The sequence below is a fragment of the Gilliamella sp. HK2 genome, assembly GCF_001690265.1.
GTDB classification, from domain to species: domain Bacteria; phylum Pseudomonadota; class Gammaproteobacteria; order Enterobacterales; family Orbaceae; genus Gilliamella; species Gilliamella apicola_C.
The window spans coordinates 228,489-254,983 of the sequence record NZ_LZGV01000095.1 but is presented as its reverse complement, the minus strand read 5'-3'; the positions used below and the strand labels follow the sequence as shown (position 1 = coordinate 254,983).

Genomic DNA, 26,495 nt, shown 5'->3' with positions numbered 1-26,495 from the left:
TGCCACCATAATTAATGAGTGGTGAGGGCTATTTAAAACGCCAAAATGAAAATTTATTAAGGCGTTATTCTTGTCGAATTTAAAGCAAAATTCACAATATGGCGGTAAATAAAAATTATTTTATCCATAGGTATTTTAGTGCTTAATTTTTAAATGAAATAGTCATATTATTTGATTATGTGCTACTACTCGCTAAAAAACACAAAAAAGACTAAATTATCGATAATAAACACAGGAATTAATATACATATTGACCATTTCATATAACCAAAAAAGCTGGGCATGTTAATCTTATTTTGAGTGGCAATGCTTTTGACCATAAGATTAGGCGCATTGCCGATATAACTCAGTGCCCCCATAAAAACCGATCCCATTGATATAGCGAGTAATGTCTTGTTAAGTGTTGTCATTAATATTACCGCATCACCCGATGCCAAATTGAAAAAAACAAGATAGGTTGGTGCATTATCTAAGAAACCCGAAAGCAAACCAGATAACCAAAAGTACATACTATTAACTGGCTCGCCTTGAGAGTTGGTTACTAGCGATACTAAAGGCGCTAGCGCGCCGTTGCTACCCTTGTGCAAAATAGCGAGTACAGGCACAATAGTAATAAAAATGCCAATAAATAGCTTTCCAACTTCAACGATGGGAGCCCAATTAAATTCATTACCTGCACGTACTTGTTTCGGGGTTATTTTTATCGAAATTATTGTTATGGTAATGAAAATAATATCGCGAATTAAATTAGGTAAAGTAATGTGTGCATCTAAAACGGTAAAGTAAATTGATGAGTGCCAAATGCCCGACATTAGTACACTAGCAATAATTACCAATAATAAAAAAATATTTCTTATACCATAAATTTTAACTTTTGTACTTTTTGTGGTTGAAGCCAAAGTGGGCAAATTACCATATTGTAAACGAAAGTAGTGGCAATCAATCATATAATAAATAAATAATAACAACAATGAGTTAAGTAAAATCGGCAATAACATATATTTAACTGTCCAGCCAAAATTAACACCTTTTAAAAAGCCAATGAATAAAGGTGGATCGCCCAGTGGCGTTAGCCCGCCACCAATATTGGCGACTAAAAAGATAAAAAAGATAATCGTGTGCACGGCGCAGTTTCGCTCTCGATTGGCTCTGATTAAAGGACGTATCATTAACATTGCTGCGCCTGTAGTACCCATGATTGAGGCTAATACCGTTCCGATTGCCAGCAAACCAACATTTAGCTTGGGTGTGCTAAGCACATCGCTTTTAATCAAAATTCCGCCTGAAACAGTAAATAGTGCTAACAATAACAAGATAAAGGGAAGATATTCCACCATAATTGCATGAACGGTAATATTGATGGCGGTTTGCAAACCAAATGAAAACAATAGAAAGGCTAAAAATAACAACGTCCAAAAAATAATGATTTTGCCGTAATGGTAGTGCCAAAGTTGCGGCAAAAATAGTGGAATTAACGCAATAGACAGTAATATCCCCACAAAAGGAATCACCCAAAGTAGTGATAAATCATATTCGTTAAAATCCATTGCATAAAGATCAAAAGGGAAAAGCAATAATGCAAAAAGTGATACCAGCGGTAAGTTAAAATAATTTTTCATGTCATTTTTTACTTTTTTAAATTGGTGCAATTATAACAAATAAAAACTAAAATTAATTTTAAAAAGCGTTTTATTACTTTTTATTCAGTTTTATCAATTAAATACCACAACAGAGACAATGAAATATTATAATCACGCCATTATAAGCTGGCGTTAACCGATAGAGGGTAATAAATTTCTGTACTGATTATTTTTTAGTGATATTACTCTTGTTTTGCAATGTCGGTATTTTCGCTTAATTGCTCTAAATATTTTATAATAGCGACTATTTAATTTTCAATAAAATAGGAACAGTGTGCCAGTATCATTCAAAAAGCCTTCTTTGCATAACCGTAATAAACATCAAGACGGTTATCATTTTGATCTGCTCATTCAAACTTTGCCTAGTTTGGCACAGTTTGTTAAGCCCAATGGTTATGGCAATTTGTCGATTGATTTTGCCGATCCTAAAGCAGTTAAAATGCTCAATAAGGCGCTTTTACTCCATTATTACCAGTTATCGTGGTGGGATATTCCTGATGGTTATTTATGCCCACCAGTTCCTGGAAGGGCAGATTATATTCATTCTTTAGCAGATTTATTAGCACAAGACAACGGTAATCAGATCCCTTGTGGCAAGCAAGTGAAAGTGCTTGATATCGGAGTTGGTGCAAATGTGATTTACCCTATTCTTGGGCGTGCTGAATATGGCTGGTCGTTTGTTGGTAGCGACATTAATCCGATTGCTATTAAAACAGCATCGTTAATTTGCCAAGCTAATAACCTATTAAATGGATCTGTGTTATGTCGATTGCAGAAAGACAAGACGGCCATATTTAAACATATTATTAAACCCAAAGAATTTTACCTGCTAACACTTTGCAACCCACCATTTCATTCTTCTGAGCAAGAAGCATTGGCCAGCACGCGTAAAAAGCTGACAAATTTAGGTAAGTTAACAAGCCCAACACAAAAAGCAGTTCTTAACTTTGGCGGGCAACATGCCGAGCTTTGGTGTCAAGGTGGTGAAAGTGTTTTTATAACAAAGATGATTAAAGAAAGTGTAGTGTTTAAACATCAATGCTTATGGTTTACTTCGTTAGTATCTAAAAAATCCTCATTAGAATTAATACAAAAACAATTAAAAGTGGCAGGTGTCATTGATAGTAAAATTATACCCATGGCACAAGGACAAAAAGTAAGCCGATTTGTAGCGTGGACATTTTTTAATAAAAATGAGCGTAAAGATCTTTTTAAAAAGATTTCAGGAAATACATCCGTTTCAATAAAAAACAACTCAGCATATTAACTACATTGATTTTAAAAGCATCACAATGGTAAACCAAATATGGGGAGAGGCGTGTCAATTTAGATTTTATTGGTGGTTGGATCTTAATATCGACACCGTTTTTAAGGTATTTAATAGAATAGTAAGTCGTTTTAAATAAAAACGTTAAGTATTGGTGGGTTATTTTACTCGCTTTGGATAAGCTTTGAGTAAATTGTTGTGTGCGTTTTGTTCTGATAACCAATAGGCGTAATTAAAAATAGTATACATAATTGGAATTATTAAATAGTATATTTAATAATAATTATTCAATGAAGAGCTAAACAATGAATAAAAAAATAACTGTAGAATATAAAATCAACTCGCAATATTTGTTAGATTCGTACTATGCTCAGTCAGGCGTGCTAGATAAAGAGTTTGCCGAGAATTTAGACCGCTCAATAGCCGACAATATGCGAAATTTTCTAATCACATTTGATGATGAAAAAATGATATTACATAATCAGGATAAAAGTGAAACCAATACTTACTATTATCAAGACTTTTATCAAATCCATAAAAAAGCAGATGGGTATCTATTTTTTGTTAATTGCACAATATTTTATTTTGTTAAATTTGAACTATTTAAGCCCGAACATTTAATAATATTAGACAATAACTTAAAGCCATATTACGAAAAAGAGTGTGACGCACCATTAGCTGTTATTGAAAATTACGAAGTGACAACACAAAGAATCCTAACGGGGCTCAAGTATTTGTACCGTAATATAACGATCGGAATGTTTGTAATACTTTTTATTATACTGATAGGTTTTATTTTTGATCAAATTTCTCTATCTATGTTATTGGGTTCTATTTTTGCCTTGGTTGGGTATCCATTGTGTTTGCGATTATCGGTGAATCGCATTGTTAAATCGGTGAATAGCGTTTACCGCCATGCAATTATCACATTTTATAATGATAAATTAGAATGCACATATAAAGAAAAACTATCTGGAGTTAAAATTAAATATTCGGAATTTTATAAGATAAGAAAATTAAAGAAAGGCTATTTAATACAAATACAAAAATATTCTTTTTATTTTCTTTTTTATGACGAATTTACTCATCAGCAACGGCAAAAACTTGAGGAAAGTTTTAAGCAAAATAAGAATTATTGTTAGTCATATTTGGTATGCATTTAATCTTACGCCTCTCAACCTTCCAGAAGGATATTTTCTTGTCTTATTTCTACGGATGTTACGTTGTTATTTCTAAGATTAAAGTTAATGATTAAGCAAGAAAGCAATAATACATCTCAAAGTAAGATAAATCATATCAAATAACTTTTTTATTTTTAATGATAAAAATTGCATATGCCCACTCCATCATAAAAAAGTGAATGTATAAGAAAGCGTAAATCCTTGCACTTGATGCTCAATGATAACCGATAACTTATCCATTATTTACGCTTAAACTTAACGACTATACTTCACGGTTAATCTATTTTTCATGAAAAATAACGATTAATGCGCGGTAAAGATTGATGAAATACCGATAGCTAATTGTATTGCTTTTAGTTAAGATGGTTGATTATTAAATAACCAGTGTTAACGCAATACAATTTTCAATATACATGGGACATACCGATATGAAAAGTAATCAAACAGCTAAACTCATTGAGAAGCTACAAAGTATTGTTGGACATAAATATACTTTAACTACTCCTAGCCGAACACTCCCTTACCGTCAGGGTATTCGCTTTGGTAAGGGAGATGCCTTGGCGGTAGTTTTGCCAGGCACACTTGTTGAGCAATGGCAAGTTTTAAAAGCTTGTGTTGAGGCTGATGTGATTGTGATTGCACAATCAGCGAATACAGGTTTAACAGGTGGATCTACGCCAGATGGCAATGATTATGATCGCCCCATCGTTATTGTTAGCACTCGCAGATTGGACGGGATTAATGTTATTAAAAATGGTGAGCAAGTTGTTTGCTTGCCAGGTAGCACGCTCTATCGGCTAGAAAAAGAATTAAAAAAATATCATCGAGGCCCACATTCGGTGATTGGCTCATCTTGCATTGGTGCATCAGTGATGGGAGGCGTTTGTAATAATTCTGGCGGTGCGCTTATTCAGCGAGGACCTGCGTATACTCAAATGGCTGTTTTTGCTCAATTAGATCAGCAAGGACAATTGCACTTAGTTAATCATTTAGGTATTGAGCTGGGGGATGAGCCAGAAACGATTTTGCAGAATTTGCAAAATCATACTTATACCGATAAAGATATAAATGCAGATGCAGGTTTAGGTCATGATCATCATTATTGTGAGCATGTTCGTCAAGTTGATGCTAATACACCTGCTCGGTTTAATGCCGATCCAACCCGCCATTATGAAGCGTCGGGCAGTGCCGGACGTTTAATGGTTTTTGCCGTGCGCTTAGATACCTTTCCTTTAGAAAATAAATCGGCTGTATTTTATATTGGCACAAATAATATTACTGAATTAAATGATATTCGCCGCCATATTTTGCGTCAATTTAAAACCTTACCTGTGTCGGGCGAATATATGCATCGTGTGGCTTTTGATATTGCAGCTATTTATGGTAAACCAACCTTTCTTGCTATTCAGAAATTAGGCACAGATATGATGCCACGCCTGTTTGTTTTTAAAAATGTTGTAGATCGCATTACCGCTAAAATTCCGTTTTTCCCTAAGAATTTTTCGGATCGGTTTTCTATTTTTGTTTGTCGATTATTACCAAAGCACTTGCCTAAGTCGTTACGCAATTATCGTGATTGTTATCAGCATCATCTTATCTTAAAAATGGCAGATGATGGAATCGCTGAGGCCGAAGCTTTTTTAAAAGGCTATTTTCGAAATAAAAATGGTAATTATTTTTTATGCAATGAAAAGGAAGCACAAGCAGCGATGTTACACCGCTTTGCTGCCGCAGGGGCTGCAACGGCTTACCGCAATGTGCATAGTAAAACAGTAGAAGACATTGTGGCACTTGATATTGCATTAAAACGCAATGATACCGATTGGTTTGAAACGCTACCAAAAGATATCGATCAACATTTTATTCACAAAATGTATTATGGGCATTTTTTCTGTTATGTTTTTCATCAAGATTATATTGCCAAAAAAGGCGTGGATTGCGATAAAGTTAAGCACGATATTTTAGCATTACTCGACCAGCGAGGGGCTCAGTATCCAGCAGAGCATAATGTTGGGCATTTGTATCATGCGAATGATGATTTGAAAAAATTCTATCAACAGCTCGATCCAACAAATAGCTTTAACCCTGGTATTGGTAAAACATCAAAGAAAAAGCATTGGGCGTAATCACACCTAAAAATCTAACTGCCAAAAGTCAATTTGGCAGTGATTATTGATAGTTGTTAAATTGTAATGTGATAAAACGATTATTGCGCTTGCACATTACAATAATTTTTTTAATTGATATAGCATTTCTAAAGCTTGTTTAGGTGTTAAAGCATCAGGATCGATCTGTTTTAATGCTTCTTCGACTTCTGACGTTGTTGGCTCACTGATCATCAACGAGAGTTGCGATTTATCAATATGGCTACCAGCAGATTGTTTGGAAATAATTTCTAGCTCTTTCAATTTTTGTTTAGCTCGTTTTAATACTACTTTGGGTACGCCAGCAAGCCCAGCAACAGCAATACCAAAACTTTTACTAGCCGCACCTTCAGATACTTCGTGAATAAAAGCAACAGTATTATCGTGTTCAATAGCATCAAAGTGGATGTTATAAACACCTTGCAGATGTTCAGGTAGTTGGGTTAATTCAAAGTAATGGGTGGCAAACAGTGTCATTGATTTGATTTCATTAGCTAAATTTTCCGCACAGGCCCAAGCTAAAGAAAGCCCATCATAAGTTGAGGTGCCTCGACCGATTTCATCCATTAAAACAAGGCTTTGTTCTGTGGCATTATGCATAATGTTGGCCGTTTCAGTCATTTCAACCATAAACGTAGAACGCCCTGAAGCTAAATCATCTGAAGCGCCAATTCGGGTAAAAATGCGATCTACTGGGCCAATTGTTGCTTTTGATGCAGGTACAAAACTACCAATATAGGCAAGCAACACAATCAAAGCCGCTTGACGCATATAAGTACTTTTCCCTCCCATATTTGGTCCAGTAATAATTAACATGCGTCTGCTTGGTGATAATGATAGTGAATTGGCAATAAAAGGCGTCTGTAATACTTGTTCAATAACCACATGCCGCCCATCTTTAATTTCTATACCTGCGTTGGTTGATAGTGTTGGTGTTTGATAGTTAAGTGTTAATGCGCGCTCTGCAAGGTTGGTTAAAACATCAAGCTCGGCAATGGCATCAGCGCTAATTTGCATATCGGCGAGTTCGGGCATTAATAGATCAAATAGCTGTTCGTAAAGTTGTTTTTCGAGCGCTAATGCTCGCCCTTTAGCTGTAAGGACTTTATCTTCATACTCTTTAAGCTCGGGGATTATGTACCGTTCAACATTTTTCAGTGTTTGACGACGAGTATAATGAATTGGCGCTAAATGGCTTTGACCTCGGCTGATTTGGATATAGTAGCCATGCACCGCATTGAAGCCCACTTTAAGCGTATCAATGCCAAGCGTTTCACGCTCTCGTATTTCAAGCTGTTCTAGATAATTGGTTGCACCATCAGCAAGGCTTCGTAGCTCGTCTAGCTCTGCATTATATCCACCTGCAATCACACCGCCATCACGAATAATCACGGGCGGGGCATCAACAATAGCATGATTTAAAATATCTGCTATGCGATCAAATTGGTTTATTTTGGCTCGCAATGTGATTAATGCGGGCGAAGTAAGGCAACTCAATAGATTTTGTAACTGTGGTAATAAATTATAAGCATCACGCAGACGAGCAAAATCACGAGGGCGAGCGGTTCGCAACGCGAGCCTTGCCAAAATACGTTCTAAATCGCCAATTTGTTTTAATAATGGGTTGGCATCATCAATATAATTTTGTAATTCACTGATCGCAAGTTGGCGATTTTGTAATATTGTCAAATTGCGAATTGGTGCATGTAACCAACGCTTAAGCATTCGACTACCCATTGGCGTTTGGGTTTTATCGAGTATTTCAGCAACGGTATTTTCAGTGCCACCAGCTAGATTTTCAGTAATTTCTAGATTACGCCGAGTGGCTGCATCTAATACCACAAAATCATAGGCTGATTGTTTGATAATTGAACGTATATGAGGCAGCGCCGTGCGTTGGGTATCTTTAACATATTGCAATAAGCACCCCGCTGCACAAAGTGCGTAATGGCAGTCTTCAACACCAAATCCGACAAGGTCATTGGTACCAAATTGTAAATTAAGTTGCTGTTTTGCCGTTTCAAGGTCAAAATCCCATTGTGGGCGACGGCGCAAACCATGACGATGTTCAATTAATGGCATGGATTGAAAATCTTCGGGGTAAAGCAATTCAACGGGACTTGTTCGTTGCAATTCGGCTTGAATTGCCTCGAAATTATCACATTCAAAAACAAAAAATCGACCTGAACTGATATCGAGTGTCGCATAACCATAATGGCGGTTTTGTTGCCAAATTGAAGCCAGTAAATTGTCTTTGCGATCCTCTAGTAACGATTCATCACTGACAGTACCTGGGGTAACAATACGAACAACTTTACGTTCAACGGGACCTTTACTGGTGGACGGATCGCCAACTTGTTCACAAATAGCGACGGATTCACCTAGCGAAATTAACTTGGCTAGATAGCTTTCAACAGCATGATAGGGCACACCTGCCATAGGAATAGGCTCACCATTTGAAGAGCCACGTTTAGTGAGCGAAATATCTAAAAGCTGCGAGCCACGTTTAGCATCGTCATAAAACATTTCGTAAAAATCACCCATGCGATAAAAAAGCAAAATATCGGGGTTTTCGGCTTTCAGTTTTAAATATTGCCGCATCATGGGTGTATGGTCGGAAAAATTGTCTTCATTAATCATGGCGTTATTTTTTTAATTTCGTTATGTTCCAATCTGGTAAAACAATAAGCAAGTTTCGTAACGCATTATTGCAATGTATAAAATGATAGGTAGTGCTTATATTATAACTGATTATTAGTTTATCACAGAAAGCTATTTTATGGCATCAGCTATAAAATCAATATCTATATCATAATCAAAAAATTGCATCAAATATTTAACATATTGATTATTATTTATTGTAAAAGTTAGATTCCTTTAATTAGCTTTGTATAGGTGTTATTTTATAAATCTAACTTAAATTAAGGAGTATAAATGTTTAAATTTTTTAGAATGTTATGCGTAGTGGCATTTGCGCTATTTATCGTATCATGCTCCACTTATAAAAGTTCTGCCGAATATCATATAGCGCAATGGCAAGCAGAATTTCATGCTAAATTTTTATCAAAAAGTCGTTTTTATTCTGAAGTTGAACCAACGGGTAATCAAACTAAAGCAAGAGTTACCGTTATTCAAATAGGGGCAAGTGATGTTAACGTAAAGATGCGGATATATGATGAAGCAACCCATTATGACAATGGTGGTCTGGTTCCTTTTCGATTTGGTGATACAGAGGCCGTAACTCCGGTTACAGATATTCATGGCGTAACGGTTTTGGGTGATTACGTCAAACCATTAAATCAAATTAATGTCATTCCAAATAAACCATTTATTTTTGGTTTTACAGTTGGAATGTCAACTAAAGTTGAACCAGGATGGTTTCGTCAAGGTTATACCAAGTTTTTTGTTTGCAACGGGATTAACCGCGCATTTGAATTTACTCCTGAAGCAGGCAAAGATTATTTATTCTCCGTTGGCGCTAAACCGGCACAAGACGAAAACTACCATCTTTGCTTACTCAAGCTAGAAGAATGGGATAAAAGAACTAAACAATATAAAAAAATACCATTTATACTTTATGCTAAAAAATAATGCTTATCAAAAATGTTAAACCGCTTATACTGCGGTTTAACATTATCAATAAAAATAACACGCCAAATCAATCACTAAAAAGTAAATAAAAACATGAGGAAGATAGGAAGCCTTAATATCATCCAAAATTACTATTTTTCCTGAAGGCTAAGTGGTTTGTAAAATCGGCACCATTTCGTTAAAGTCTCTGTGGCAAAAGTGGAGCAAATTTTTCTGCAAAAAATTTGAACACCTTAGCATAGCAAAGATGACCTAGAAGAGACGAGTATCATGGATGATACGAGTAATTATAAGTAGAGCGCATTCTGTGCTATGTGCAGGAATTAAAATACCCCGCTTTGGTGTTATTATTAATCGCTTATTTTATTTACAAAAATTAAAACGCCGGAAATCACAGCTTTCCTATAAGTTGTTTTTCATCCTAAAAATTAGTCAGAAAAGCTATTGATTTTATTGAAGTTTTTGTTTTATAAAAATTAGCGATTTTTTATTTAATTTATGCGTGTGAGTAGAGGATTTCGCATAAAATCCCCGCTTTGGTATTATTATTAATCGCTTATTTTATTTACAAAAGCTAAAATGCCCGAAACCGCAACTTCCCTATAAGCTGTTTTTTATTCTAAAAATTAGTCAGAAAAACCATTGATTTTATTGGGGTTTTTATTTTATGAAAATTAGCAATTTTTTATTTAATTTATGCGTGAGGTTAGGGTATTTCACATAAAATTCTCACTTTGGTGTTATTATTAATTGCTTATTTTATTTACAAAAGCTAAAACGCCCGAAACCGCAACTTCCCTATAAGCTGTTTTTTACCCTAAAAATCAGTCAGAAAAGCCATTGATTTTATTTAAGTTTTTATTTTGTGAAAATTAGCGATTTTTTATTTAATTTATGCTTGAGGTTTGGGGATTTCACATAAAATCCCCGCTTTGATGTCGTTTCTTAAGATCTTATATTTGTTAAAGCGAAATAATTCGATCAAATAGCGGATTGTTGGTCAGGCGATGGGTGACCATGAGCAATGTTTTATCTTTACAGGTTTTCTTTATTAATTGAATAATTTGTTGCTCGGTTTGTCGATCAAGACTTTCTGTTGGTTCGTCCATTAAAATTAATGGGGAATTATGCAGTAAGGCTCTTGCAATGCCGATACGGCGAATTTCGCCACCGGATAGTGTTCGGCCACCTTGTCCAATAAGCAAGTCTAAACCTTGATCCGTAGCTAATAGTTTGTCGAGCTCAACTTGGTGTAATACATCTATTAATTGTTGCTCGGTCGCTTGTTGATTGCCTATGAGTAAATTTTGCTTTAAGGTGTCACTAAATATCGTGATCACTTGTGGCACCATAGCAATCGTTTTCCGTAATGTTTTTTCATCAAGTTGATTGAGTTCAACATTGTTGATATAAATATTGCCTGATTGAGGTTGCCATATGCGATTTATTAGGCTTAGCAATGTCGATTTACCACAACCTGTTTTACCAATTATGCCAATATGTTCACCATGTTCAACTGTCAATGAAAAATCAGTTAATACCGCAAAAGGCTGATTGGGATAAGTGAAATTGATTTGCTTAAATTGTAATTTTGCCAGGTTTAGATCTATCGTTCTGCCTTTTGGCACAAATTTAATATCTGGTGTTTGATTGAAAATAGCGGTGGTGCGTGTGGCAGAAGAAAGCACTTGTCCTAAAAAGATAAATGCACCAGGAATTGGCATAAGGATCTCGGCACTAGCAAGGCTAACAAATACAAATAAAGCCACTAAAGGTGATAAGGTGTATTGGGTAATTAACCATAGCACAAGTAACGTTAAAAAGCCTGCAATTAGTAAGACTAATGCACTTGATAGCGCCATTAATGTTGATTGGCGCTGCTGATTATACAACCAATCTGATTCCAGTTCATCAAGCTGAGTACGATAGCGCAGTTGCGCATTAAATAGAGTCAGTTCAGCTTGCCCTTGCAGGTAATTGATTAATAATGTTCGATACTCACTTTGTTGTTTAGCTAGCGTTTTTCCTAGCTGCTCTCCTGCTTGGTAAAAAATAACGGGCACGACAAGTAACGTAGTTGTAAGTATGATAGTAATGATTAGTGCAATGGGTAAATTGATAGTTGCAAGTCCAATAAATAAAATGCCAATGGTCACTAAAGCAGTTACAATAGGGGCAAAGAGTTTTAGGTATAAATGATCAAGCGCATCAATATCAACAATGAAGCGATTAAGTAAATCTGCTCGTTGGTAGTGGGCAAGTTGATTAGCACTTAATGGCAAAATTTTACGAAAAGCAAGCGTTCTTAGATAAGCTAAGATTTTAAATGTAGTGTTGTGATCAACCAAACGCTCCATATAACGTGAAGCGGTGCGAGCAATCGCTGCCGCACGTACGCCGGCTGCTGGCAACATATAATTAAACGAATACAAACCAGCAACGCCAACAAAAGCGGTAGAAGCTAAAAACCATCCTGATAAAGATAATAGAAAGACACTAGCAAATAGGGTAAGAATTGATAACAATAAACCAGCTAAAATTTGCCAAAAATAGTGTTTATAAAGAACTATATAAGGGCGCAATATGGCTAACATAAATCCTCCTCGCTATCACAAGGCAGCTTACCTTGATGTAGCTTGCTGTGGGCTAGTTGCCAGATTTGTTCATAATTCTGCATATCATCTGTTTGGTGAGTAATGGTAATGCTGTTGGGGGCAATAGGCTGTTGATCTAGATTTTGCATGGTTTGCTTGTCTAAACTAGCCGTTGGCTCATCAAGAATAATTAATTGGCAAGGTTTTAGCATAGCTCTAGCTAAAGCAATTCGTTGTGCTTGTCCAACAGATAAACGCACGGCATCTTCGCCAACTTGGGTTTCAATTCCTTGTGGTAATTTGGCAATTACATCGGTTAATTGTGTTTTGGTGATTACCTCTTCAAGTTCTTGCATTGTGGCGTTTGGCTTACCAAGTAAAATATTATCGCGAATAGTGCTATTTAGCAGATAAGGATTTTGCCCTATCCAACTCACCTTTTGCTGCCAATCATTTATATCTAATTGGTTAAATTCAATGCCATTAATTTTTAGCGAACCTTGATAAGGTAAAAAACCAAGCAACACTTGCATTAACGACGTTTTTCCTGCGCCACTGGTACCAATCAAAGCCAATTTAAACGGTGCTTGCAAATTAAACGATAGTGGACCAACGATAAATTGTTGTTCACTGGATAGTACAATTAAGTTATTTGCTTCAATGGTTTGTAATGGTTCATCCAATTTGATGTTAGTTGCTTTAATGTTAGGTTGTTTTTGCACAATGTTTTTACTTAAAAAAGTTTCGATATTATCAGCCGCTGCGATTGCTTCTGCTTTAGCATGATAGTAGGTGCCTAAATCACGTAATGGTTGAAAATATTCAGGTGCTAAAATTAACGCAAAAAAACCAGCAAATAAGGTAACAGTTCCGTTGTATGCGCCAAAATCAAATTCTCCCAAATAGGAAAAACCAAAATAAATCGCCACAATGGCGATTGAAATTGATGTGAAAAACTCTAATACAGCAGAAGATAAGAATGCAATTTTGAGTACTTGCATCGTTTTTATACGAAAATCCTCAGAAGCACGAGCTATTTCGTTAGTTTGTTTTTCGCCTTGGTTGAATAGTCGAATGGTATTGAGACCTTTTAGACGATCTAAAAAGTGACCACTTAAATAAGCGAGGGCTTTAAAATGGCGACGATTGATATCGGCAGCCCCCATTCCGACTAAGATCATAAAAATAGGAATCAGTGGTGCTGTGCAAAGTAAAATTGTAGCGGCGGCCCAATTAAAAGGGAATATCGCTATACAAATTAAAATCGGTGTCATGCTTGCCAATCGCATTTGTGGCAAATAGCGTGCAAAAAAGTCATGCAATTTATCGACTTGTTCAATAAGTAACGTACTCCATGCGCCGATCGTGCTTTGATTTAAGTAAGCCGGACCATGCAATTCAAGTTGGTTAATTAATTGGTGTCGAATTTGCTTGCGAACTTTTTGACCTATGGCAAAGTTGATTTTTTCACGCAGATAAATAAAAAATGCCCGACCGAGTAATACCCCAATTAGTCCGCCCCAAAAAGGTAAGATATCCGTAAAATGGTGTTGATCAATAATGATTTTTTGTAAAATGATTGCAAGCAACGCAGCTTGGATAATCACTAATATTGTTAAAACAAAGCCAGTTAAAATCGAAGCCCACAAATTACTTTTATGCATTTTTGCATACTGTTTTAACCAGCCAAGTAAATAGGCTTGGCGTTTTTTATCTAATGACATGAAGCTCTTTACTGTTTATTTTAAGTTGTCCAAATAGTGTTCGGCATCTAAAGCCGCCATACAGCCCGTACCTGCTGAAGTAATCGCTTGACGATAAATATGATCCATTACATCACCCGCTGCAAATATTCCCTCGATACTGGTTTGTGTTGCATTTCCTTGTGTGCCTGATTGCACTTTAATATAGCCTTCATTTAATTCAAGCTGTCCTTCGAAAATGGTCGTATTGGGTTTATGTCCAATAGCAATAAATACGCCTAAAACAGAAATTTCTTCAGTTAAATTTGTATCTTGTTTGCTACGGATTCGAACGCCTGTAACGCCCATGTTGTCGCCTAAAATCTCGTCAACGATGCGGTGTGTATGTAAGATCACTTTACCTTCTTTTATTTTTTGGTCTAAGCGATCCATTAATATTTTTTCAGCTCTGAAGCTATCTCGACGATGGATTAAATGTACTTCGCTAGCAATATTGGCTAAATAAAGGGCTTCTTCAACGGCAGTATTACCACCGCCAACAACGGCCACTTTTTGGTTACGATAGAAAAAACCATCGCAAGTTGCACAAGCTGATACCCCTTTGCTTTTGAAAGCCTCTTCTGATGGTAAGCCCAAATATTGTGCTGAAGCCCCTGTAGCGATGATCAATGCATCACAACTGTATTGCGTTTCACTACCATAAAGCTTATAAGGTTTTTCGCTAAAATCGACACGATCGATGTGATCTAAAATAATTTCGGTGTTAAACCTTTCAGCATGTTCTTTCATTTTGACCATTAATTCTGATCCCGTTAAGTCAGGCGCGCCAGCAGGCCAGTTTTCAAGATCTGTGGTTGTAGTAAGTTGTCCACCTTGTTGCATTCCTGTAATTAATACGGGGGAAAGGTTTGCACGTGCAGCGTAAACTGCTGCGGTATAACCTGCAGGGCCAGAACCAAGTATTAACAAACGGGCATGTTTGGTTTTCATTTTAAATCCTTACTTATTTTGACTTTGGTCATTTTTAGCAAAACTAGTGCAATTTATAGCAGATAAGTCTAACATTATTAATCCTTATAGTGTAAAAAAAATTGATTATTGTATCAATAGGCAATCATAACAGGCTGTATTTGTATTATTTGCGTTGAGTTAATTTTTTGCGAATTAATTGGTTATCTTTTTCTTTTCAATTATTTTAAAGATATTTATTCCTTTTTAAACTTTGTTTGTTTTGGTTTTTTACTTTCAGTGTTTAAAATATGCGCTTTTCTTATTCTTAAATTTTTTCCTATCATTTAGCAATAACATTTTAATTATTAGTTTACTCGACATCCTAACAAAACAAGGGGGAGATAAGATGAACAATCCTTCAAAAGAAAATGTAGAAGCAGTGCTTAGAAAAATTGGTTGGGCACAAGAGATTTTAAATTCGGTACAACAAAATATTAGCGATCCTCAAGTTGGTAATATTTTATCTGGTGTTGCCTTTATCATGGATTCGGCTTCATCTGAAGCTGAAGCGCTCTATCAATTAATTAAATAAACAATTAATTAAATAAAGCTCTGCTGTTTTTTCATTTATACCTTCATTCGCCGTTTGGCGATTGAAGGTATTCAATTGGTTAGCTCGTTGAATTGTCATCCGATAAATATGTTGTTATATCTAGCAATGGCCAGCGAACACGTGCTGTAGGCTCTCCGGCTCGATAGCCGAATGCTAAACATAGCCCAACACCAAATGATTCACTACTTAATTGCGGTATATATTTTTCTAAAATTTGTATTACTTTATCGTGATCAAATCCACCTATTGCACATGAGTCAATGCCTCGAAATGCAGCTGCTGTCATCATATTGGCGCTAGCGATATAATCTTGCATTTCTGACCAGTGATTAATGGTTAAACCATCAGCAAGTCCTTGCTCGCAAAAATTAATAAATGCTTGGCAAGCAATGTCGATTGCTGTTTGATCATTGGGATTAGGTAAAGTACGAGCAATAGCTCGGCGTAAGTAATCACTTTGCGAAGTGAAGTTATTGGCTTTGCGATAAAGTATGATCACAAAATGTGAACAGCTTGTCACTTGCTCTTGATTGTAGCAAACCGATCGCAATTGTGCCTTTATTTTATCACTGTCAATGACCACAAAATGCCAAGGCTCCATACCAAATGATGAGGGAGATTGTCGGCCAGCTTCTAATATATATTCAATATCATCATTATTGATTTTTTTTGTTTGATCAAATTTTTTACATGCATGTCTAAAATCAAATGCTTGGGTTAGCTTATCCATATTTTCTCCTTATGATTTGGTATTCCATGGGGCAACTTTTAATAATAATAACATACCTGGGATGGCGAGAATCGTACATAAACTAAAAAATGTTGTCCACCCCAAATATTCAACCATAATGCCTGTTGTCGCATTAATTAATGTTCTTGGAATTGATGCTATGCTAGTAAATAAAGCAAATTGTGTTGCAGTATAAAGCGGATTGGTTGTTTTTGCGATAAACGCCACAAATGCGGCGGAACCAAGGCCAACGCCAAGTGATTCGAAACCAATTACTATTGCTAATAAAGCTTTTTGGTATGTCCCTATAGCATTAAAAGGACCTTCCACCGAAAGCCAAGCAAATCCTAAAATTGAAATAACTTGTACAAGACCAAAGGACCATAGTGCGCGGTTTATTCCTATTTTTATCATCAAAATACCGCCAATTAGTGCACCCAATACGCTTGGCCATAAAGAGGCATTTTTTGCTATCCAGCCAATATCGGGGCGACTATAGCCCATTTGTAAATAAAAAGGTGTGGCTAATGAAGTAGCCATACTATCACCTAATTTATATAAAAAGATAAATGCTAATATTAAAATTGCTGTTTTAAGCCCATTTCGAGTAATAAATTCATTAAATGGTTCAATGATGATATCTTTAAAATGGTGATTTTTTGGCATTTGATTAAGAGGCTCTTTGACCAGCAATGTCATTATGATAGCCGGTAGCATAAATAGTGCTGTAATGATAAAAACACTATTCCACGGTAAATAGTTTGATAATATAAGTGATAATGAACCAGGTACTAAACCTGCAATTCGATAAGCGTTTGTATGAATACTATTACCGAGCCCTAATTCTTTATCAATTAATAATTCTCGTCTAAATGCATCAAGCGCAACATCTTGAGTGGCGGAAAATAGCGCAATAATAAAGCAGGTAATCGCAATTAACCAGATGTTTAACTTAGGCGAAAAAAATCCCAATATTGCGATTGAAAAAGTAAGTATAATTTGGCAACCCAACATCCAACCGCGGCGTCGCCCTAAATTAAACGGTGAAATATTATCCATAAATGGCGACCAGATAAATTTCAAAATATAAGGAATTTGCGTTAACGAAAAAGCACCAATTGTTTTTATATTTACACCATCGCTTGTTAACCAAGCAGGTAATAGTTGTAATAATAAATAAAAAGGAAGACCAGAAGCAAAACCCGTAAAAATGCAGATTAGCATCTTGGTGTTAAAAATTGTTTTCAAAAGTGAATTTTGCGCATTATTCATTATCTATCTTTATTGTTAGTTTTTAGCAAAGTGCTATCATAGCATATAACCTATAAAAATAATTCGATAAGCGAAGGTAAACACTGTTACCTAAAGTGATATTGCCAACATAACAAATTGATACGCAATATTTTTTTGAAAGCTAAAAGTCGTTTTTGTTAAAAATTGTAAAGACTATGTGTTGTGTTTCAGTATAAAAATTGTTTGAGTATAAAGATTAACGCCAACAACCAGTAAAAAATAACTAATTACCATTAAGAGGGGTTTAGTAATATGAAAAGTTCAATTAAAGTCGCTGTCTTTAGTAGCAAGCATTACGATAAAGAACACTTAGAAATGGCAAACAAAAAGTTTGGTTTTGATATTGAATATTATGAACATAAACTCAGTCATAAAACGGCTGTTACAGCTCAAGGGTATGATGCTGTTTGTGCATTTGTTAATGACGAAGTCGATAAAAAAGTACTACAAAAATTAGCCAGTTATGGCATTAAAATTTTAGCACTTCGTTGTGCTGGCTTTGATAATGTTGATTTAGCAGAAGCTGAAAAATTGGGGATTACTGTAGTGCGAGTGCCTGCTTATTCGCCAGAAGCCGTTGCAGAACATGCAGTGGCTTTAATGATGACGCTAAATAGAAGAACGCATAAAGCCTATCAACGCACTCGTGATGCTAACTTTTCGTTAGATGGATTAACTGGCTTTAATATGCACAATCGTACTGCTGGCGTGATTGGTACCGGCAAAATTGGTCAAGCGGTTATTCGTATATTGAAAGGTTTTGGTATGCATATTCTTGCTTATGATCCTTATCCTAATGATATTGTGGTTGAATTAGGAGCGCAATATGTTGAATTAGATGAGCTATATGCCAAATCAGATGTGATCACATTACATTGTCCAATGACACCAGAAAATTATCATTTATTAAATAAAGATTCATTCCAAAAGATGAAAAATGGCGTGATGATTATCAATACCAGCCGTGGAGCATTACTTGATGCAACAGCTGCTATTGAAGCATTAAAACAAACCAAAATTGGTGCTTTGGGCATGGATGTTTATGAAAATGAACGTGATCTATTTTTTGAAGACAAATCAAATGATGTCATTTTAGATGATGTATTCCGTCGTTTGTCTTCTTGCCATAATGTTATTTTTACAGGTCATCAAGCCTTTTTGACGCAAGAAGCATTGTTGAATATTTCTGACACCACTTTGAGCAATATTAAGCAAGTTGCGGAAGGTAAATCATGCTCAAATATTGTTAAATAATAAGAAATCCCTTATGATGTTGTCGATTTTTTAATTACTTAAGATATGGATTTTTTTATGCGCCGTATTATCGTTTGTCTTAATTTAATTTTATTGCTTGTAGCTTGTAGCAGTAATAGATCTTCAACATCGCCAATGAAAGAACACCGTGGGCATGCAAATGTCAAAGGCGGTGTTTATCTCGAAAAAGATCACAACCCATCTAAAACCGCAAGTCCGTCATTAGAAATAGATAAAGAAAAATTTATCGATAGAATGGTGAGCAAGCATGGTTTTAACCGTCAACAGCTTCGCAATGTGCTTGCTCAGACCAATAAACTTGATTGGGTAATTAATTTAATGGATAAACAAGCACCAAAATCAGGACCTGCAACAGGACCAAATGGTGCTTGGATTCGTTATAAAAATAAATTTATTACGGCAAGCAACCTCCCTCGTGGTGTTGAATTTTGGAACCAATACGAAAAAGAGTTAAAGCGTGCTTATACCGAATATGGTGTTCCACCTGAAATTATTGTTGGCATTATCGGTGTCGAAACAGGTTGGGGTAGAGTAATGGGTAAAACGAAAATTATTGATGCGCTATCAACGCTTGCCTTTTACTATCCAAGGCGTGCACAATATTTTTCTAACGAATTAGAAGACTTTTTGGTGATGTGCCGTGATGAAAGCGTTGATCCGTTTGATTTAAGTGGATCATTTGCTGGCGCAATGGGATATGGTCAATTTATGCCGTCAGCGTTTAGACGCCATGCCGTTGACTTTAACCATGATGGTCATGTTGATTTGTGGGATCCAGTTGATGCTATCGGTAGTGTTGCAAACTATTTTAAGTCATATGGTTGGCAACGAGGTAAGAAAGTGGCGGTAATGGCTGATGGTCAGGCTCCATCACTTAACTCAGGTTTTAGCACTAAATACTCAATTGAAACGCTTGCAAAAGCTGGCTTGAAACCACAAGGCTCACTAGATGGTCATACTCAGGTGAGTCTATTGCGCCTTGATATGGGTGATCGTTACCAATTTTGGTATGGCTTACCGAATTTTTATACCATAACCCGCTATAACCATAGCATGCATTATGCCATGGCAGTTTGGCAATTGGGACTTGCAGTTAAAGAAGCAAGATAACTATCGAATATTTAATATCAAATTTTATTAGGTCGTTGTTATGCGACCTTTTTTATATCTGCCAATAATATTTAAGAAATAATCAGTTTTATTGCAAGTAATAATAAAAATACACCAAAAAACTTGATCAGCTTTTTTATTGATAATTTTTGTGCAATTTGTACCCCCACTTTTGCCATAGGAATGCTCGCCAGCATAATAGTTAATGCCGCAGGTAAATAAATAAAGCCTAAGCAATATTGGGGTAATTGTGGGGTATGCCAACCCGCAATGATGTAGCCAACTGTACCACCGATAGCAACGGGTAAAGTGAAAGCAGCCGATGTTCCAATTGCTTTTCGCATATCTATGCCACATTTTTGTAAAAATGGTACAACTAAAACACCACCACCCACGCCGACAAGTGCAGCAAAAATGCCAATTAAGGTTCCTGCAAATATAAAAATGCTGTTATTAATAGAAATATTTTTACTAGTATGATTTTGTGAAACTTTACTCGCTTGTAAAATAAATTGGCCACTAACATAAATAAGAAAAATGATAAATATCCATTTTAACCAACCCCCTGGAATATAAGGCGTCATATACGAACCACCTAAAGTGCCTATGATACAACCTAAAACCATTTTTCTAAGGATATTCCATTGAATATCATTGTTTTTATTATAAATATAGCTTGAAGATAAACTTGTGCCAATGATGGTTGCTAATGAGGTTGCAATCGCGATATGGTTAACCCAAGCATTACCTAGATTAAAATAATTTAAGGTAAAGATTAAGGAGGGCACTATTAATGCACCACCGCCAACACCAAACATACCAGCTAATAATCCCGCAACAGCGCCTATAGAAAGGAATATAATAAATTCAAGAATCATGTTTAATCCTTAAAGTATGGTAACACTAATAACCCATCTTTTTTGTTAAGTAAAAATTAAGATTAGATAATTGATTCTACTGATCTACCGTTTAATATCATTATCAGGTTTGATTGCAAAATAGTAAATTAAAAGATGACAAGATGGTTAAAAAATCTTATGTTATTTAGCCGACGGTAACGAATAAAAGTTTAAAAATAAATTGACGGGAGTGAATAATGAAAGATCGTTTAAAGTGGATTGATGATTTTGGTTTTTTAGGCGAAACAGCCAGTGGGCACTCGTTAGTTATGGATGGCGGTATTGAACATGGAGGGCGTAATCGTGGCGCTCGCCCTATGGAGCTTTTGTTACATGGTGCAGCAGGTTGTATGGCTTATGATATTATCGCTATTTTAAAAAATAATAAAAAAGATATTCGCGATCTTTGGATAGAAATTGATAAAACTCAAGCAGAATCTTCACCAAAAGTCTATACATCTATTAATTTCCATATTGTGATTACAGGTATCAATATAGATGATCAAGCCGTAGAAAGAGCCGTGAAACTTGCTTCAGAAAAATACTGTAGTGCCTCTATCATGCTAGGAAAAACCGCAAAAATGTCTTATACCTATGAGATTAGGGAATATCACTAAAGTTTATTCTTATAACGAATAATTATAATCTAATAACAAGCTGATCTTAGTGTATTTTGCATTAATCATTTAACATTTTATTAGTCAGAGCAATAAGAGAGTGGTTATGCAACAATTAAGTAAAACTATGCGATTTCGGGATATGGTTATTCTGGGATTGCTTTTTATTGGTCCAGCAGCACCAATAGGGTTATTTGGTGTTTTAGATGCAATCAGTGATGGTGCAGTTGTTTTAGTTTATATTGTAGCAACTTTGATAATGGCATTTACCGCATTTTCTTACGCTAGAATGGCAAACGCTTTACCTCATGCAGGAGCGGTTTATGCTTATTGTTCGATTGGTATTCATGCTAATGTGGGATTTTTAGTCGGTTGGTTGTTATTGCTTGATTATATGTTTATTCCTGCTGTTGCTTACTTATTTAGCGGTATTTCGTTCAACGCCTTAATGCCTGACGTACCGGTATGGGGATGGACTTGTTTGGCGGTTGTATTAACTACCACGTTGAATTTAATTGGCATCAAAAAATCAGCTAAAATTACATTAATTATCTTACTATTTGAAATTATTGTATTGTTTGCTGTGCTATTTGTTGGTATTTGGCTAATAGCAACTAGTGATATTAGTCGAGATTGGTTGAAACCTTTTTGGGGCGGTGATTTATTTAGCTGGGCTAATTTGTTTAATGCTGTATCTATTGCGGTACTCTCTTATTTGGGATTTGATGCTATTGCGACTTTTTCTGAAGAAAACGGTGGCTCCCATAATTTAGTGAGTAAAGCCATTATGAGCTGTTTAATTTTAGCTGGCTGCCTATTTGTAATTCAAATTTATGTTGGTGCTTTACTTAATCCTTATAATCCAGAATATTTGCGTAGTCATCCTGAACTACAGGGTAAAGCTTACTATAATATTGTTAATCAAGAAATTAACTTATATCTAGGATGGGCGCTAAGTTTGATGAAAGCCATTGGTGCATCATTTGCTGCAATGGTTGGGCAAGCTGCCGCAAGTCGTCTTTTATTCAGTATGGGGCGCGATAAGCGTTTACCTTCATTTTTTGCTAAAGTGGGTAAAAAAAGTGGCGTGCCGGCAATGGCTATTTTATGCTCTGCGCTATTTAATTTATGCTTAGTTGTTATTGCCGCCAATCATGATAAAGGATTAGCAACTCTAGTGTCATTTGTTGATATTGGTGCGTTAACGGCATTTATTATGTTACATTTATCTGTAATCGGTTACTTTAAGTTCAAAAAACATTCAAAGGGTTGGCGTTCTTGGGTTTTAAATATCTTTATGCCTATTATTGGTATTATAGTGTTATTACCTGTATTACTACATATTGATAATGATGCAAAAATTGTCGGTGTAATTTGGTTAGCAATTGGTATGATTATTCTCTATTTAAACAAAGAGCAGGCCCAATTAGTTTGCTTAGAAAAACATGAATAATAAGCTTAATACATTTATTGAAGATTTATTGCATCTTAATTAAAATGACAATATTTTCCTATTTTCTTCAGGCGTTATAATAAAATGCTATCAGAAATATTACGTGGCGCGTTAATTTCCGCTAGCCTAATTATCGCTATTGGTGCACAAAATTTATTTGTTCTCAAACAGGGAATATTAAAAAACCATATTTTCTATGTGTCGGCAATTTGTTTTATTTGTGATTTTGTATTAATGTCGATTGGCATTCTAGGGGTGGGCTCTTTCATTAGTCGTAATCCTTTAATCACAAATCTGCTAGCAATATTGGGGGCGTTTTTTTTAATTTGGTATGGTTTTAGTGCGTTTAAAAGTGCAATTAAAGGCACAAGTAATATGCAAATAGAATCTCAAGATGTGAATAATAGCCGTTTAATCAAGGTGGTAGTTGCAACGTTAGCGGTCACTTTGCTTAACCCACATGTATATTTAGATACGGTTGTGATTGTTGGGGGAATAGCTGGCACACTAAATAGTGAACAAAAACTGGCATTTTTGATTGGCGCTGTTTGTGTCTCTTTTGTATGGTTCTTTGGTATTGGTTATGGTGCAAGATTGTTAGCGCCATTATTTAAACAAAAAAAGATGTGGATAATCTTAGATTGCCTAGTTGGCACTGTCATGTTGTACATCGCTTACCGACTAGTTTTTTATGTCGTTTATAACAATTAAAGCTAGAACAGTAAATAGGCTATAGCCTATATGATTCAAAGAGCGTTCGGTCTATTAATAAACATCCTTACTTTGCTCATCAAACATCCATTTAAGATCTTTAAATAATAAAGGCTCTTTTGGGCATTTTTATCCCCCTTGAGAGTAATTATCAAATAACATTATGAAATAATAATGTGACTATTATCACAATTACATGTATTTGTTAAATTATAAGATATCTTCTTTATATAATTAGTGTTAGCTTACATAGTATAAATTTGGATTGTTACTGTACAGCTAATTGTTTATACAGGCAAAACCTAAACATTTTGGTTAATAAAGTGTTTAGGTTTTTTTATATAAGGGTTTTGTTTTATATAAAGGAAAGTTGAAGCGTATGGATTAGTTATAGCGTAGATATAAGATGGTTTATTACAGTTTATTCAATTCAGTTATTTTATAAATTTACTATTAATAAATGCGTAATAGATCACTTAAGGAGAAAACAATGAAAAGTAATATTTTAAAACTAACACTATTAATTAGTGCGGTTCTTACCACAAGTCCATTATTTGCTATTGACCAAGTCAAAATTGAAAGCAATCAATTAAAAAAAATGACTGTGGATGGTCTTGAGTTTAAAGATATGGATAAAAATGGAAAATTAACTCCATATGAAGATTGGCGTTTATCGCCACAGCAACGAGCACAGGATTTGCTTTCAAGAATGTCATTAGAAGAGAAAGCAGGGATAATGATGCATGGCAATGCGCCAAGTGTAAATAATGAAATAGGGCGTGGTGATAAATATGATTTTAAAAAGCTGACTGTTTTGATTCTGAAAGATAAAGTTAATAGCTTTATAACCAGATTAGAAGTTAATCCTAAAGATTTTGCAGAGCAGAATAATCAGTTACAAAAAATAGCTGAATCTTCTCGTTTATCCATTCCATTGACAATAAGTGTTGATCCTAGAAATACGTTTTATTATGGTAATGAGTTAGGTATAAAAAGTGGTTTTAGTCAGTGGCCTGGAACATTAGGCATGGCGGCTATTGGTCGTGAAAAAGATATCAATGAATATGGCGATATTATTCGTCAAGAATACCGATCATTAGGTGTAACGCAAGCCTTGTCACCCATGGCCGATTTAGGTACAGAACCGCGTTGGGCTAGATTTGAGGGGACATTTGGTGAAAATCCTGAGTTAAGCAAAAAAATGGTTCGTGGTTATATATCTGGAATACAAAATGGTAGCAAAGGTCTAAATTCGCAAAGTGTCGCTGCCGTTGTGAAACATTGGGTGGGATATGGTGCTGCCGAAAATGGGTTTGATAGTCATAGTGCTTATGGTAAATATGCGCTTTTTACCCATAAAGATAGTTTAAAAGAACATATTATTCCATTTACAGGCGCTTTTGAGGTAAATGTTGCAGGTGTCATGCCAACTTATTCTATATTAAAAAATGCTCAGTTAGGTGATCATAAGTTTGACGCTGTTGGCGGTGGGTTTAATTCATTTTTATTGCAAGATCTATTACGTAATACCTATCAGTTTAAAGGTGTTGTTATAAGTGATTGGAGTATTACTAATGATTGTAATGATGTTTGTGTCAATGGAACAGCTCCGGGGGGTAAACCTAAAGTTGAAGGCATGCCATGGGGAGTTGAGGATCTTACTAAAGAGCAACGCTTTATTAAAGCTTTTCATGCTGGCATTCAACAGTTTGGCGGGGTTAGCGATAGTTCAATTATTGTAACTGCTGTTAAGAATAAAAAAATTGCCGAAAAAGATATCGATAAAGCCGTTTTAGCGATTTTGATTCAAAAATTTTCTCTAGGTCAATTTGAAACACCATATGTAGATCCAAACAAAACAAGTATTGTTGGCAACAAAGATTTTCAAAAGATGGCGAGTCAGGCCCAATATAATTCTTTGGTATTACTTGAAAACGCACAAAAAACATTACCACTAAACGCCAATAACAAAATCTATTTATATGGCTTTTTACCAAATGCTAAAAATCTGTTAAAGAATAAAGTGAATATTGTTGATAAATTAGAGCAAGCTGATGTGGTTGTTGCCCGAATAAATGCACCTTATGAGCAAAATCATAAAGGTTACTTTTTTGGCTTAGAGCATCATGAGGGATCTTTAGCATTTCCTCCTAAAGATAAAGATATTGAATTTATTGCGCAAGCAAGTAAAACGCATCCTGTTGTTGTTACTGTTTATTTAGATAGACCAGCAATTGTCACTCCATTAAAACAATACGCTAGTGCTGTTATTGCTAATTTTGGGGTAAATGATGAAGTGTTGTTTGATAGATTATTTGATGACAAACCTTACGTAGCTAAAATACCATTTTCACTACCAGACTCGATGGATAGCGTACAGCAACAATCTTCAGATCTGCCTAATGATATGAAAGCACTCTATCCGCTTGGTTATGGTTTAACGCAGTAAGGGATAACGCATTGGCTTTATAAATTATTTTTGTAAATTATTTTGTGTGTTTGCCTGTTTTTAACGCATTCTAATGCACAAAGAAAGCCAATAAACATGGATGAAAAAAGATTAATAGGCTTGATAATAGAATTAGCGAAGATATTAAAACTAAAATATTAAAAATTAAGACGATTTGGGTAATTTTGAATAAATTAAATCATCAAAATTACCCTCAATGCAGAAATAGGGTAATTAATAATGTTGCCGATACAAAGTTATTTTCCCATCCACA

At 35.4% G+C, this 26,495-nt stretch carries 19 protein-coding genes; 11 read left to right on the top strand and 8 right to left on the bottom strand.

From position 1 onward, the window contains the following. Window positions 1–185: 185 nt before the first annotated feature. Entirely contained in the window at window positions 186–1,619 is a 1,434-nt protein-coding gene (locus tag A9G45_RS11345; RefSeq protein ID WP_065568441.1) for a sodium:proton antiporter, read from the bottom strand. Between the two features lie 295 nt (window positions 1,620–1,914). Here A9G45_RS11345 and rlmF point away from each other — a divergent pair, with 295 nt between their 5' ends. The 3 genes from rlmF (at window position 1,915) to dld (ending at window position 6,214) form a co-directional block, all read left to right on the top strand. After that, complete coding sequence (gene rlmF, locus A9G45_RS11340; RefSeq protein ID WP_065568440.1) at window positions 1,915–2,907, top strand: 23S rRNA (adenine(1618)-N(6))-methyltransferase RlmF; 993 nt, start codon at window positions 1,915–1,917, stop codon at window positions 2,905–2,907. A gap of 305 nt (window positions 2,908–3,212) precedes the next feature. Beyond that, entirely contained in the window at window positions 3,213–4,049 is an 837-nt protein-coding gene (locus tag A9G45_RS11335; protein WP_065568439.1) for a YcxB family protein, read from the top strand. A 467-nt stretch (window positions 4,050–4,516) separates the two neighbouring features. Then, complete coding sequence (dld, locus tag A9G45_RS11330; RefSeq protein WP_065568438.1) at window positions 4,517–6,214, top strand: D-lactate dehydrogenase; 1,698 nt, start codon at window positions 4,517–4,519, stop codon at window positions 6,212–6,214. A gap of 96 nt (window positions 6,215–6,310) precedes the next feature. Here the strand turns inward: dld and mutS are convergent, their stop codons facing one another. Beyond that, window positions 6,311–8,872 (bottom strand): DNA mismatch repair protein MutS, encoded by a 2,562-nt coding sequence (gene mutS, locus A9G45_RS11325; RefSeq protein WP_065568437.1) that lies wholly within the window; start codon window positions 8,870–8,872, stop codon window positions 6,311–6,313. Between the two features lie 294 nt (window positions 8,873–9,166). Here mutS and A9G45_RS11320 point away from each other — a divergent pair, with 294 nt between their 5' ends. Continuing rightward, entirely contained in the window at window positions 9,167–9,823 is a 657-nt protein-coding gene (locus A9G45_RS11320) for a hypothetical protein (protein WP_065568436.1), read from the top strand. Window positions 9,824–10,785: 962 nt separating this feature from the next. Here the strand turns inward: A9G45_RS11320 and cydC are convergent. Genes cydC through trxB form a run of 3 tightly spaced genes read right to left on the bottom strand, consistent with a single transcriptional unit; the run spans window position 10,786 to window position 15,110 of the window. Next, window positions 10,786–12,417: a heme ABC transporter ATP-binding protein/permease CydC gene (gene cydC, locus A9G45_RS11315; RefSeq protein WP_065566771.1), complete on the bottom strand. Its 1,632-nt coding sequence runs from the start codon at window positions 12,415–12,417 to the stop codon at window positions 10,786–10,788. Further along, entirely contained in the window at window positions 12,411–14,141 is a 1,731-nt protein-coding gene (gene cydD / locus A9G45_RS11310) for a heme ABC transporter permease/ATP-binding protein CydD (protein ID WP_065566772.1), read from the bottom strand. The genes cydC and cydD overlap by 7 nt, the downstream gene beginning before the upstream one ends. Window positions 14,142–14,156: 15 nt before the next feature. Continuing rightward, entirely contained in the window at window positions 14,157–15,110 is a 954-nt protein-coding gene (trxB, locus tag A9G45_RS11305; RefSeq protein ID WP_065566773.1) for a thioredoxin-disulfide reductase, read from the bottom strand. A gap of 367 nt (window positions 15,111–15,477) precedes the next feature. Between trxB and A9G45_RS11300 the strand changes: the two genes are divergently transcribed. Continuing rightward, on the top strand, window positions 15,478–15,663 hold the full coding sequence (locus A9G45_RS11300) for a hypothetical protein (RefSeq protein WP_065566774.1): 186 nt from the start codon (window positions 15,478–15,480) through the stop codon (window positions 15,661–15,663). Window positions 15,664–15,742: 79 nt separating this feature from the next. Here the strand turns inward: A9G45_RS11300 and A9G45_RS11295 are convergent, their stop codons facing one another. Both A9G45_RS11295 and A9G45_RS11290 read right to left on the bottom strand, forming a co-directional pair. After that, entirely contained in the window at window positions 15,743–16,414 is a 672-nt protein-coding gene (locus tag A9G45_RS11295; protein ID WP_065566775.1) for an NAD(P)H-dependent oxidoreductase, read from the bottom strand. Between the two features lie 9 nt (window positions 16,415–16,423). Continuing rightward, window positions 16,424–17,686, bottom strand: a complete 1,263-nt coding sequence (locus A9G45_RS11290; RefSeq protein WP_065566776.1) for an AmpG family muropeptide MFS transporter — start codon at window positions 17,684–17,686, stop codon at window positions 16,424–16,426. 285 nt (window positions 17,687–17,971) lie between these two features. On the opposite strand from A9G45_RS11290, the gene A9G45_RS11285 reads away from it, so the two are divergent. Then, entirely contained in the window at window positions 17,972–18,961 is a 990-nt protein-coding gene (locus A9G45_RS11285) for a 2-hydroxyacid dehydrogenase (RefSeq protein ID WP_065566787.1), read from the top strand. A gap of 57 nt (window positions 18,962–19,018) precedes the next feature. Continuing rightward, complete coding sequence (gene mltB / locus A9G45_RS11280; protein WP_065566777.1) at window positions 19,019–20,092, top strand: lytic murein transglycosylase B; 1,074 nt, start codon at window positions 19,019–19,021, stop codon at window positions 20,090–20,092. Window positions 20,093–20,163: 71 nt separating this feature from the next. On the opposite strand, the gene A9G45_RS11275 is transcribed toward mltB, so the two are convergent. After that, window positions 20,164–20,970 carry a sulfite exporter TauE/SafE family protein gene (locus tag A9G45_RS11275; protein WP_065566778.1) on the bottom strand — a complete coding sequence of 269 codons (807 nt, stop codon included), beginning with the start codon at window positions 20,968–20,970 and terminating at the stop codon, window positions 20,164–20,166. A 218-nt stretch (window positions 20,971–21,188) separates the two neighbouring features. Between A9G45_RS11275 and A9G45_RS11270 the strand changes: the two genes are divergently transcribed. The 4 genes from A9G45_RS11270 (at window position 21,189) to A9G45_RS11255 (ending at window position 26,221) form a co-directional block, all read left to right on the top strand. After that, window positions 21,189–21,608: an OsmC family protein gene (locus A9G45_RS11270; RefSeq protein ID WP_065566779.1), complete on the top strand. Its 420-nt coding sequence runs from the start codon at window positions 21,189–21,191 to the stop codon at window positions 21,606–21,608. 106 nt (window positions 21,609–21,714) lie between these two features. Next, window positions 21,715–23,061: an APC family permease gene (locus A9G45_RS11265; RefSeq protein ID WP_065566780.1), complete on the top strand. Its 1,347-nt coding sequence runs from the start codon at window positions 21,715–21,717 to the stop codon at window positions 23,059–23,061. A gap of 84 nt (window positions 23,062–23,145) precedes the next feature. Then, on the top strand, window positions 23,146–23,772 hold the full coding sequence (locus tag A9G45_RS11260; RefSeq protein WP_065566781.1) for a LysE/ArgO family amino acid transporter: 627 nt from the start codon (window positions 23,146–23,148) through the stop codon (window positions 23,770–23,772). Between the two features lie 490 nt (window positions 23,773–24,262). Beyond that, a complete protein-coding gene (locus A9G45_RS11255; protein WP_065566782.1) occupies window positions 24,263–26,221 on the top strand; it encodes a glycoside hydrolase family 3 protein in 1,959 nt (652 codons plus the stop codon). Window positions 26,222–26,495 lie beyond the last annotated feature (274 nt).